Source organism: Ruminococcus sp. CAG:330 (genome assembly GCF_000437175.1).
GTDB lineage: Bacteria > Bacillota > Clostridia > Oscillospirales > Ruminococcaceae > Ruminococcus_C.
The window spans coordinates 12429-25144 of record NZ_FR898034.1; the positions used below are offsets into that span (position 1 = coordinate 12429).

Sequence of the window (12716 nt, forward strand, 5' to 3'; positions counted from 1 at the left end):
CCATGTCAGCCGTGGCGGTGTGCGGACGCTGGCAGTTTCTCTGCCGTGCCGCTATCTGCACTCGCCGTCCTGCGTGGCAGATCTGGCAGATCTGGACGCCTTTGCTGCATTCCTGCCCCAGATGATTCAAAAACTCATGGAAGAAGACGTGTGACCGTATGATACAACAAATCGCAACATTTACGCCGGAGGAAACGGCGGTGCTGGAACAGACATGGCGTGGACGGCAGATGCTCTCTTACCAGCGGGCTTACGGCGGCGGCTACGATTTCTGCCGGTTTTTCCGGCTTCAGTATCCCGAGGGGACGGGCTGGATGTTTCTGTTTAATGCAACGCTGCTGATCTGTGCGGCGCAGCCGATTCCCAGCGAGGAGATCGTCACGTTCGTCCGGATGCATCTGCCGTTCCGCATCGAGTGCCCCCAGTTTCTGCTGCCGGCGCTGGCGGAGATTCCCAACTATCAGAAATTGCATCGGGCGACCTTTGAACTGGTGCCATCCCAGCCGTCGGCGCAGTTCTCGCCGGAGGAGGTGGCGCTTCAGCCGAAATTGCAGGATGTCTATGGCATCTTGCAGGAGGGCTTCCCCAATCTGCTGGACTATCCCATCTGGCTGACTGACGTGTCCCACCGCTGCCGGCACGGCATGAGCCACGTGCTCACCTACCGGAACAGCTCCACCTTGACGCTGGTCTTTGACTGGAAAGATCAGGTGCTGGTGGGACAGGTGGCGACCCGTGCGGCGCAGCGTGGAAGCGGCTACGCCCGTGATTTCCTGCGCTGGACGGCGCAGTGGCTGGCGCAGCAGGGCAAGCATGCCGTGCTGTTTGCGCTGGACATCCGCATCAGCTTCTATCGGGAAATCGGGTTTCGGGAAATCGCCTCGGAGTACGTGCTGGAGCGTACCGACGTCCAAAAAGAAGAACAGAAGAAGGGAGCACTGTAAATTATGACAGAGCTGCAAGACTTTTTTTCCATTGATCAGCGCCTGCTGGAGGCGGCGCAGCAGGCAGAGGATGCCTGCAAAGCAGATTTCGAGCGCATTGAAAAGAATGCCGCTTATAATAGCGCCAAGGTGCTGGCAGCATTTCAGAAGAGCCGTGTGAGCGAGCCGTGTTTCTACGGCACCACGGGCTACGGCTACGGCGATCAGGGCCGGGAAGTGCTGGATCAGGTATTCGCCGAGGCATTCGGCGCAGAGGATGCGCTGGTGCGCCATAACTTCGTGTCCGGCACCCATGCGCTGACCGTCGCCCTGTTCGGCGTGCTGCGCACAGGGGACAAGATGGTCGCCCTCACCGGCAGACCTTACGACACGCTGGAGGGCGTCATCGGTCTGACCGGTGATGCCAAGAGCGGTTCGCTGCAAAACTTCGGCGTACAGTACGGGGAGATCCCGCTGCTGGCGGACGGCACGCCAGACTATGACGCTGTGGCAGATGCCGTACAGGGGGCGAGGGTGGCGTACATCCAGCGCTCCCGTGGCTACTCGCTGCGTCCGGCGCTGACCATTGCGCAGATCCGCCGGCTGGCGGAGATCGTGCGCCGTGCCAATCCGGATGCCGTCATCATGGTGGACAACTGCTACGGAGAGTTCGTGGAGACACAGGAGCCGGTACAGGCGGACTGCGACCTGATGATCGGCTCTATGATCAAGAACGTGGGCGGCGGCATTGCCCGCACCGGCGGATACATCGCCGGCAGAAAAGATCTGGTGCAGCAGTGCGCCGAGCGTCTGACCTGCATTGGCATGGGCAAGGAAGTCGGCTGTACGCTGGACATGAACCGTGAAATGTATCTGGGCTTTTTCCATGCGCCGGAGACCACGGCACAGGCGCTGAAAACCGCCGACTTTGCAGCAGCCCTGTTCGGCAGCTTTGGCTTCGCCTGCTACCCCCGTGTGGGCGAGACCCGTGGCGACATTGTGGAGGCGATCCGGCTGGGCGACGAGGCACGCCTCACGGCGTTCTGTCAGGGCATCCAGCAGGGATCGCCGGTGGATTCCTACGTGGTGCCGGAGGCATGGGACATGCCGGGATATACCAGCAAGGTCATCATGGCAGCCGGTGCGTTCACCATGGGCGCATCCATCGAGCTGTCCGCCGATGCCCCCATTCGGGAGCCGTTTGCCGTTTGGATGCAGGGCGGTATCACCTACAACAGCGGCAAGATCGGGATTCTGCTGGCGGCGCAGAAGCTGCTGGAGCAGGGACTGATCACGCTGTAAGACCGGAAAAATACAGCCGATTTTTCGGAAAAAGCTTGACGAAAAATTATCGAAATCGTAAAAACAGTATCAGAAGTGTTACAAATGGCTACAATTTCCGTCGATTCCACGGGAATTTGCAGAAAAACAGTTGACATCCGCCAGGGTTGCTGGTACAATAAAATGAGCGGAAAATGCCCCGCGGGCGAATCCGCAAACTGCAATGAGAATTAGGAGGTATCGCTTTGGGAGAACGGAAGTTATGCTATGGCTGTATGGAACGCACGGAATTTTCTCGTGGCGTTTGTCCGAACTGCGGATATTATGACCAGTCTCCGAGTGACCCGTCTTTTATCATCCCCGGCACCACGCTGAACAACAACCGCTATATCGTGGGTGTTGCGCTCTCAGCAAACGGCGAGGGAATCACCTATCTGGCATATGACCAGTCCATTAGCTGCAAGGTACTCCTGCGGGAGTACATGCCCCGCAACCTGTGCAACCGTGTGACCGGCTCGCCGGTCATCAGTGTCATTCCGGCACGTCTGGCACAGTACAAGGCGCTGATGGCAGAGTTCACGGAACTGCACAAATCTCTGGCACATCTGCGGGGACAGGTGCGCATCAGCACCGTGGTGGATCTGTTCGCTGAGAACAACACCACCTATGTGGTCAATGAATACGTGGACAGCATCCGCTTTGTGGACTATCTGAAAGAAAACGCCGGCGAACTGACATGGGGACAGCTTTCCCACATGCTGCCGCCGCTGCTGACAACGCTGAGTCTGCTCCACAATACCGGTGTGATCCATCGTGCCATCTCTCCGGAGACCATCTATGTGACACGCAAGGGCGAGTTGCTGCTCACCGCCTTTTCCAGCGCTGCTGTCCGCACCGCTAACACAGAGCTGGAGTGCGAGATCTATAACGGCTATGCCGCACCGGAGCAGTACTCTGTCAACAGCCGGCAGGGCACATGGACAGATGTCTACGCCATTTGTGCGGTGATCTACCGTGTCCTCACCGGCAGCATGCCACCGTCTGCCATCAGCCGGATGGAGAACGACAATCTGGTAGCGCCGAATCTGCTGAATCCCAATGTGCCCCGCCACGTTTCCAACGTGATCATGCAGGGACTGAGCCTCAATGGGAACGAGCGGATTCAGACGGTGACGGAGCTTGTGACACGGCTTTTTGATGAGCACGCTGCAGAGGCAGGCGCTGCCTATGCCGGTTATGTGCCACAGGGCGGCTACGGGCAGCCTCAGCAGAATCCGCCTTACAGGCAGCCCCAGCCCCAGCAGTACCGTCCGCAGCAGCAGATGCCGCCGCAGGAACAGCCCTACGACAACGGCTATGCCGCACCGGAGGACTACGGCTATAATGAGGGCTACACCGATGACTATGCCTATGACGATTACGGCGGGGAAGAGCAGTATGAGGATGACGCTCCCCAGAAAGCCGGTGCAGTCGACCGGCTGAAAGTGCCCATTATTGTGGGAATCGTGCTGCTTCTGGCGTTTCTGATCTGTCTGTTTGTGTTCGGCGGCAATTTGTTCGGCGGTGAGGAGTCCTCCTCCGGAACCAAGGTGACGGCGACTACTGTCAGCGTTGTTTCCGGCGAGACCACCACCGAGGCAACGGCTGCTGCCACCGGCGACAGCGTGATGCCCGACCTGCTGGGCAAGAACTACGATGCCCAGAAGGAACGCTACGCCTCCTGGATCACGTTCGACGTGGAAGAGGTCTACAGCGATGTCTACGCCAAGGGGCAGATCTGCTGGCAGGAGTTTGAGAGCGGCGATACGTTCGATTCCTCCAAGCCGGTGAAGATTCAGGTGAGCAAGGGCTCGGCAACCGTACAGATCCCCAGCTACTCCGGCTATGGGCTTCAGTCCTATAGTGCGCAGCTGGACGAGCTGAACATCCCCTATACCACCGCCGCAGAGATCAACGAGGGCTACACCAATGGCAGTGTTACCCGAATTGTTGTGACCAAGGGCGGCAAGGAAGTGGACATTTCGGCAGGCGCATCCATCAATCTGAATGATAACTACCAGATCACCGTTTACTATGCGAATAATCCGGTAGTCACCACGGAAGAACCTACAGAAGAACCCACCGAGGCAACCACTGCAGCCGCAGCGGAAACCACCGTTCCGGCAGAACAGCCCACTGAGGCACCGGCTACGGAAGCACCGCAGCAGTAAAAATATCCGGATCATACAGCAGACTCAGGCGTCATTTGGCGCTTGGGTCTGTTTTTTTGCCGGAAATCGGGAAAAATCGGGTGGTTTCTGACCACGCATCCGTGTGTTTTCAGCAGAACGTACCATGTTTTCTAAAACCGGAGTATCTCCTGAACGTGGTAAATAGATGTAACACCAAATGAATCAAAAGAATTGGTGACAGATACGAAAGATTATCACGCTTTCACGAAAGAAAAATAAGGAAAAAGTGCTGATTTCTTTCTTTTGTGAGAAATGCGCAATTTTTCCGGAAAATATCAAAAAAACTGTTGACATTGTACCGGAAGTGTGGTATGATAATAACAACGAAAGGGAACAGCGAAGAGAAACCGGCGAGAGGGTTCAAAGCGAGTGGTTCCCGCACGATATGCTTTTCAAGGTCTGAGGGTTTCCTCTTGGAAAGCGAATCTACATCAAAAAGGAGGGCGAAATCCGATGGCAAATGAAGAGTCACAGCTGCATATGCTGTCAACGTCGGATCGAGCACCGGCTGCACAAAGATAAGAGCGTAGCGAGGGTTCAGCACAGACTGGGCGAGGGCACGAAAGTAATGATAAAGAACGATGTGAGCCGAGGAAGACCGATGGATTGACGTGAGCAACTGTTTACGTTGAAAATCTGTTATTTGCATTGGCAGCATAGAAGAACGTAATTCAGCATGATGACGATGCTGAATCTTCGACAGAAATGTCTTAGAATAGATATGCTGGAGTAATCAAGTAACGACCATTAGGTGATACCGATGCAGTAGTTTTGAGTTGATACCGCCAGAGCAGCGGTTTTTGGAAAAACGAGATCAAGTTGAAAAAGGTGAGTCCCATGGAAAGCAGCACTGATTTTTCGAAATAAAACCGAAAAGGTGAGTCCCATGGAATAAGGCGAGAGTTCATTTAAGTCCGCAAAATGGTTCGTCTGCGAAAGGGCGTGGTTCATGATGTGGCTTCGAACAAGAGTTTTTGTACCGGATAAAACGACGTGAGGAGTGAGTCCAATCGAAACTTATGCGAAGGAATGAAAGTTCTTTCTCCTTTTTATAGTGCATCAAAATCCCTGAACGGAGGTCTACCGTTCAGGGATTTTTTTGACGTTATGGTATGAAGTTTTTCCCCTGCCAGGTGTCCGTGTACTTTAGATGTCTGGCGATGGCGTTACGGACGGCGGTCTTGTGCAGACTCCAGCGTGGGGCGAGAAGTTCCTCCGCTGCGCCGTCACCGGTGAGCCGTTCGATGACGGTTTCCGGCGGAAGCAGCGCCAGCTGTGCTGCGGTGATCTGGACGTATTCCCCCTGAGAGAGAACGGGAATCCTGCCGGCACGCCACTGCGCTGCCAGAGGTGTGCCACGGAGGATGTGCAGCAGGTGAATCTTGACGGCATCCGGCCGGAGCCGTCCCACGACACGAGCGGTTTCCAGCATGTCCGCATCCATTTCGCTGGGCAGCCCGTTGATGAGGTGGACACAAATGCGGATGTGCCGCTCCCGCAGCGCCTGAAAGCTGCGCAGGAACTGGTCGAAGCCATAGCCACGGCGGAACTGTTCTGCCGTGGCGTCGTGGATGGTCTGGAGTCCCAGCTCCACGGTGAGGGCAGTCTGTTCGGCAATGTCCGACAGCACGTCCAGCACAGGCTCCGGCAGACAGTCCGGACGAGTCCCGATGGCGAGCGCCTCCACACCGTCCTGTGCCAGCGCCAGCGTGTAGCAGCGCCGCAGGTGTTCCGGCGTGCCGTAGGTGTTGGTGTGCGCCTGAAAATAGGCGATGATGCCGGCATCCGGATGGGTGTGTGCAATGCGTGTGCGCTCTGCGGCGATCTGTTCCGGAATCGTGCCGGACGGGGTGAAGTGTCCGCTGCCGCCGCTGCAAAAGGTGCAGCCGCCGTAGGAGAGCGTGCCGTCCAGATTGGGACAGGAGAAGCCGGCGTCGATGACCGCCTTCTGCATGGGCTTCCCGAAGCGCTGGAGATAGTAGGCACCGGCGGAAAAATAGCGGGGATGATCCATAAAAAACACCTCCAGACAAATAGAACCGGTGGGGAAAGGAGAGGTAACCCACCGGTTCTTCATGTATCTTGCGGACATTTTTGGAATGTACGCTTGGAAACGCACGGAACACAGGATGCCTGCACGAGTCCGCAGCCGGCTGGAGCGGCGGTGATCTCAGAAGAAGCTGCAGGGGAATGCTGTGTTAACGCACGAAATTGTTGGTCCGCTTCTTGGAAAGAAACGGTAAGAAATTTATGTTCAGATGAAACGGTTGCTTCAAATGACGATGGTTGTATTATACCGGAGGAATGTGATTGCCTTGTGAAAATCCGTGGGAATTTTTCTGAAAAAGTGCGCCGCTGTCCGCCGCTGCGGCACAGGGGAATTTGCTTGGAAATCTCGAAAAAAAGCTTGCATTGCCGGACGAATTATGGTATAATAAAAAACGTAATGTCTTTTCCCGGACGACAGTTTTTCGTCCGGCGAAAAAGGAAGATACGGTAATTTTCAGGAAGAAATGAGGACAAAACGGGATGAAGATACAGGATACCGTGCTGGCAGAGGCGCTGCCGGAATCGCTGCTGGCGCAGCTTCGGTCGCACTTGTTCGCCGGACGGGAGGAGATTCGTGCGTATGTGCACAGCTTTGGATGTCAGCTCAACGTCTCTGACGGCGAACGCATCCGTGGCATGCTGCGGGAGATCGGATTTACGCTCACGGAAAAACGGGAGGAGGCAGACCTGATCCTGCTGAATACCTGCGCTGTGCGGGAGAGTGCGGAGGATCATGTGTACGGCATCCTCGGCAACATCAAGCATGAAAAAGTACGCAATCCCGACCTGATCCTCGTGCTCTGCGGCTGCATGGCATCGGAGGAGCAGACCTCGGAGTATGTGCGGAAGCACTATCCCTTTGTGGATATCGTGTTCGGCACGGCATCGCTCAGCCGCTTCCCGCAGCTGCTGCTGGATCATCTGGAGGGCGCGAAGTTCGCCTGCGATACCGGCGAGTACGATGCCATGTACGAGGGTATTGTGCCGTCACGGGAACACCCGTTTAAGGCGGCAGTGCCCGTGATGTTCGGGTGCAATAACTTCTGTACGTACTGCATCGTGCCCTATGTCCGTGGCAGAGAGCGCAGCCGCCGGCCGGAACAGATCCTGCAGGAGGTACGGGAACTGGTGCGGGACGGCTATCGGGAGATCATGCTGCTGGGACAGAACGTCAACTCCTACGGCAAAGACCTGCCGGAGCCCATCACATTCGCCCAGCTGCTGCGGCAGGTGGAGGCGATTCCGGGTGACTTCGTCATCCGGTTCCTGTCCTCTCATCCCAAGGATGCCACGCCGGAGCTGCTGGACACGATTCTGGACAGCCGGAAGATCGGCAGACACCTGCACCTGCCCGTGCAGTGCGGCAGCAACCGCATTCTGAAAGCCATGAACCGCCGGTACACCGTGGAGAAGTATCTGGAAACGGTAGACTATCTGCGGCAGCGGGATCCGGACTTTTCCCTGACCACCGATCTGATCGTGGGCTTCCCCAATGAATCGGAGGAGGATTTTCAGGGCACACTGGATCTGGTGCAGCAGGTGCAGTACGACAATCTCTATACCTTCATCTATTCCAAGCGCCGTGGCACCAAGGCGGCGGAGATCGAGGACAAGACTCCCGATGCCGAAAAGCGCCAGCGCATGGAACGCCTGCTGAAGCTCCAGCGGGAGGTCGCCACAGCACACTATCAGCGCTTCCTCGGCAGAACACTTCGGGTGCTGGTTGAGGGAGAGAGCAAGCGGGAGGGCTTCCTCATGGGCAAAGATCTGGCGTTTATCATCGTAGAATTTCCCGGTGATCCAAGTCTGATCGGACAGTTCGTCTCTGTCCGTGTGACGCAGACACGAAACTGGGCAGTAGAGGGTGTCCTTGTGACACCGGAGGAGGAACAGCAATGAATGCAGTAGAATCAGCAGCCAGAGCACTGGGCAAGGCCGTTCAGGCAGATCCACGCTATCTGGCATATCACGCAGCAAAGAACGAGAACGACAGCGATGCCGCATTGCAGACGGCGATTCAGGACTTCAACCTGCTGCGGATGAACTATCAGCGGGAGACCGAGCGTGCCGCAGAGGAACAGAACACCGGGAAGATTCAGAAGCTGGAACAGAAGATTCAGGAGCGCTACCTCGAAATTCGGGAGAACCCCCACATGGCGGCGTTTGAAGCGGCAAAGCAGGAGATGGATGCCATGATGCGGGAAGTGGATCTGATTCTGACCATGTGTGCAAACGGGGAGGATCCGGATACCTGTCATCCGGATCTGAGCAGCTGCACCGGCAACTGTTCGTCCTGCGGCGGCTGTCACTGAGTATCACAGAGAGAGCGGAGGGAAACCCTATGAATCTGGCGGATGTGCCAAAGGAAAAATTGTCGCCCATGATGCAGCAGTATGCGGCAACTAAGGAAAAATACAGCGACTGCATCCTGTTTTTCCGGCTGGGAGATTTCTACGAGATGTTTTTTGAGGACGCCATTCTGGTGTCCAGAGAGCTGGAACTGACGCTGACAGGAAAGGAGTGCGGTCTGGACGAGCGTGCGCCCATGTGCGGCGTGCCTTACCACAGCGTGGACTTGTACCTGAAAAAGCTGGTGGACCGTGGCTATAAGATCGCCATCTGCGAGCAGATGACCGATCCGGCGCTGAGCAAGGGACTGGTGGAACGGGATGTCATCCGTATCGTCACCCCCGGCACGCTCATTGAAAGCAGCATGCTGGACGACAACGCCAACAACTACATTTGCAGCCTGTACTACGGGACAGACGGCAGCTGTGCCCTCTGCTTCGCTGACCTCTCCACCGGTGAGATGTCCCTCGCTGTCCCGCAGGGCACTACCGACCTGACCGTCCGCATCATGGACATGCTCTCCCGCTATACGCCGGCGGAGCTGGTGCTGAATGCGCAGGCGCTCTCCCTGAAATCTGTGATGGATTTCGTCAAGGTGCGTTTGCAATGCGCTGTGACGCTGCGGGATGATGCGTGCTTCTCGCTGGACACCGGCAGGGAGCTCATCTGCCAGCAGTTCGGTGTGGACTCGCTGGAGCTGCTGGGCATCGAGGAGGACGGCGCAGGGGCTTGCGCTGTGTGCGGGATGCTGGACTACATTCGGGAGACACAGAAGCGGAACATTGCCCGTTTTATTTCCATTGACGTGGTGGACAGCGCCGAGACTATGGGACTGGATCTGAACGCACGGCGGAATCTGGAACTGACCGAGACCATTCGCGGCAAGGAGCGCAAAGGCTCCATGCTCTGGCTGCTGGACGATGCCCGCACCGCCATGGGAAAGCGCCTGCTGAAAACGTGGATGGAACAGCCGCTGGTGCAGCCGCTGAAGATCATGGCACGTCTGGATGCTGTGGAGGCGTTCTATAAGAAGAGCGTGTCCCTCATGGAGGTGCGTGCGCTGCTGGACAATGTGTACGATTTGGAGCGTCTGATGACACGGGGGCTCTTCCAGAAAGCTTCCAGAAAGCCACACCGCGTGACCTGAAATCCCTCTCCATGACAGCGCAGCAGCTGCCGGCGCTGAAAGCGGAGCTGAAAAAGCTCTCGTCTTCTCGTCTGCTCGCCGCACTGGAACAGCAGATCTCGCCGCTGGAACGGGTGGTGACGCTGGTGGAAAACGCCATTGTGGATGACCCGCCCATCACACTGAAGGACGGCGGTGTCATTCGGGACGGTTTCCACGAGGAACTGGATCGCCAGCGCCGCATTATGAACGGCGGAACGCAGATTGTGGACGAGATTCTCCAGCGGGAACGGGAGCGCACGGGCATCAAAGGACTGAAGATCGGTTACAATCGGGTGTTCGGCTACTATCTGGAAGTCACACGCTCGTACTACGACCTGATTCCGGCGGACTACATCCGCAAGCAGACTCTCGCCAACAGCGAACGGTTCATCACCGAGGAACTGAAACAGGTGGAGAATGAGATTCTCGGCGCAAAAGACCGGGTGCTCCGGCTGGAGGAGGGCATCTTCACCGAGGTGCGGGACTGTCTGGCTGCCATGCTGCAAAGCGTGCAGGAGACGGCGACTGCAGTGGCGCAGGTAGACGTGCTGGCATCCTTTGCCAATATCGCACTGGAAAACGACTACACTAAGCCGGAGATCGCCATGGACGGTGCGATTCAGATCACCAACGGCAGACATCCGGTGGTGGAGCGCATGCTGACAGACGAGGTGTTCGTGCCCAACGACACCTATCTGGACTTGAAGTCCAACCGGATGCTGATGATTACCGGCCCGAATATGGCGGGAAAATCCACCTATATGCGTCAGGTGGCGCTGATTACCCTCATGGCGCAGATCGGTTCGTTCGTGCCGGCGGAATACGCCCGCATCTCTGTGGTGGATAAGATCTTCACCCGCATCGGCGCATCAGACGATCTGACCGCCGGACAGAGTACCTTTATGGTGGAGATGAAAGAGGTTTCCGATATTCTCAATTACGCCACACAGAACAGTCTGGTCATTCTGGACGAGGTGGGCAGAGGCACGTCCACGCTGGATGGTGTCAGCATTGCCCGTGCTGTGGCGGAGTACATCAGCAGCCGGAAGATCGGCTGTAAGACCCTGTTTGCCACCCACTACCACGAGCTTCTGGATATGGAGCAAAAAACCGACGGCGTAAAGAATTACAGCGTCGCTGTCAAGAAGCACGGGGATTCCATTCGCTTTCTGCGGAAGATCGTTCCCGGCGGTGTGGACGACAGCTACGGCATTGCCGTGGCAAAACTGGCGGGACTGCCGGATCAGGTGGTGAAGCGTGCCAAGCAGGTGCTCTCGGAACTGGAACAGCAGAGCGCATCTGCGGCATCTCCGGCGGAACACGCAGCCGGACAGATCAGCTTCGCCCAGATGCAGCAGGAACGTGTCATCGCAACCCTGCAAAAGACAAATCTGGCGGAGCTGAGCGACAAGGAGTGCCGGGAGCTTTTGACCGACCTGACAGAGATGCTGTCTTAACACTGATTCATTTTGGAACTGCGGCGGATGCCGCTTAGAAAGAAGGTGTTTGTCATGCCGCATATTACCGTATTGCAAAAGGAAATTTCGGAGCTGATCGCTGCCGGCGAAGTCATCGAACGGCCTGCCTCTGTCATCAAGGAGCTGGTGGAAAACGCCATTGATGCCGGCGCATCGCACATCACTGTGGAGATCAAGCGTGGCGGAACGACCTACATGCGCATCGTTGACGATGGGTGCGGTATGGCACCGGAGGATGTCCCGACGGCATTCCTCCGCCATGCCACCAGTAAGATTTCCACCAAAGAGGACTTGGACCGGATCGGAACGCTGGGCTTCCGTGGCGAGGCGCTCGCCTCCATTGCGGCGGTGGCAAAAGTGACGGTGCTCACCAAACGAAAGAGCGATGCCTACGGTTCCAGCTATACCATTGCCGGCAGCAGCGAGGGCACGCTGGAACAGACCGGCTGTCCGGACGGAACAACGCTCATCATCCGGGACTTGTTTTTCAATGTGCCGGTGCGGCAGAAGTTTATGAAGCGTGACGTGACCGAGGCGAACGCCGTCAGCCAGATCGTGCAGAAGATCGCCCTCTCCCATCCGGAGATCGCCTTTCGCATGATTCGGGACAACCGGACGGAGTTCCGCACCGACGGCAGCGGCGACCTCTACGGTGCGATCTACGCCATCTGCGGCAAGGAGTTTGCCCACGACATGATTCCGGTGGAGTATGAGGACGGCATGAATCATGTCACCGGCTATGTGGGAAAGCCGCTCTACTCTCGCTCTAACCGCACGTTCCAGAACTTTTTCATCAACGGCCGTTATGTGCGCTCACGAGCGTGCAGCGTGGCACTGGAAAACGCCTATCAGAATCTCATCATGGTGGGGAAGTTCCCAACCTGTGTGCTGATGCTGACGGTACCGCCCTCACAGGTGGACGTGAACATCCATCCTGCGAAGGCGGAGGTGCGGTTCTCCAACGAAAAGGCGGTCATGGACAGCCTGTATTTCGGGGTGAAAAACGCCCTCATGAAAAACGGGCTGATCTATGAATTCCAGATGGAGCGTGTGCCCCAGAAAGACTGGACAGCGCTGGTGGAGGAGCCGCAGCAGTTCACCCAGCCCACGCTGCCGGAACCGACAGCACCGGTGCCGGCGATTCCGGAAATGCCCGCAGAACCGGAGCCGGAGGTGTTCCTCCCGCCGGAGTCCGCACTGCCTGCAAAGACGGCGCCGGCAGAATCTTCACGGCAGG

9 protein-coding genes are annotated in these 12716 nt (G+C 56.9%); 8 read left to right on the forward strand and 1 reads right to left on the reverse strand.

Features of this window, described 5'->3' with window-relative positions; all coding sequences use genetic code 11:
• Positions 1–158: 158 nt before the first annotated feature.
• From QZL66_RS04005 to QZL66_RS04015, 3 genes are all read left to right on the forward strand, one after another.
• Positions 159–944 (forward strand): GNAT family N-acetyltransferase, encoded by a 786-nt coding sequence (locus tag QZL66_RS04005; protein WP_293601840.1) that lies wholly within the window; start codon positions 159–161, stop codon positions 942–944.
• Positions 945–947: 3 nt separating this feature from the next.
• On the forward strand, positions 948–2225 hold the full coding sequence (locus QZL66_RS04010) for a methionine gamma-lyase family protein (RefSeq protein WP_022410461.1): 1278 nt from the start codon (positions 948–950) through the stop codon (positions 2223–2225).
• A gap of 224 nt (positions 2226–2449) precedes the next feature.
• Entirely contained in the window at positions 2450–4414 is a 1965-nt protein-coding gene (locus QZL66_RS04015; protein WP_022410462.1) for a protein kinase domain-containing protein, read from the forward strand.
• A 1126-nt stretch (positions 4415–5540) separates the two neighbouring features.
• Here QZL66_RS04015 and QZL66_RS04020 read toward each other — a convergent pair.
• Positions 5541–6449, reverse strand: coding sequence for a TIGR01212 family radical SAM protein (locus QZL66_RS04020; protein ID WP_022410463.1), 909 nt, complete (start codon positions 6447–6449; stop codon positions 5541–5543).
• Between the two features lie 515 nt (positions 6450–6964).
• On the opposite strand from QZL66_RS04020, the gene miaB reads away from it, so the two are divergent.
• The 5 genes from miaB to mutL form a co-directional block, all read left to right on the forward strand.
• Positions 6965–8383, forward strand: a complete 1419-nt coding sequence (miaB, locus tag QZL66_RS04025; protein WP_022410464.1) for a tRNA (N6-isopentenyl adenosine(37)-C2)-methylthiotransferase MiaB — start codon at positions 6965–6967, stop codon at positions 8381–8383.
• Complete coding sequence (locus QZL66_RS04030; RefSeq protein WP_022410465.1) at positions 8380–8796, forward strand: YlbF family regulator; 417 nt, start codon at positions 8380–8382, stop codon at positions 8794–8796. Before miaB ends, QZL66_RS04030 begins: the two co-directional genes overlap by 4 nt.
• A gap of 29 nt (positions 8797–8825) precedes the next feature.
• Positions 8826–9980, forward strand: coding sequence for a DNA mismatch repair protein MutS (locus tag QZL66_RS04035; protein WP_022410466.1), 1155 nt, complete (start codon positions 8826–8828; stop codon positions 9978–9980).
• Between the two features lie 11 nt (positions 9981–9991).
• Positions 9992–11458: a DNA mismatch repair protein MutS gene (gene mutS, locus QZL66_RS04040; protein WP_022410467.1), complete on the forward strand. Its 1467-nt coding sequence runs from the start codon at positions 9992–9994 to the stop codon at positions 11456–11458.
• 54 nt (positions 11459–11512) lie between these two features.
• A partial coding sequence (gene mutL, locus QZL66_RS04045; RefSeq protein ID WP_293601841.1) for a DNA mismatch repair endonuclease MutL occupies positions 11513–12716 on the forward strand: 1204 nt, incomplete at its 3' end.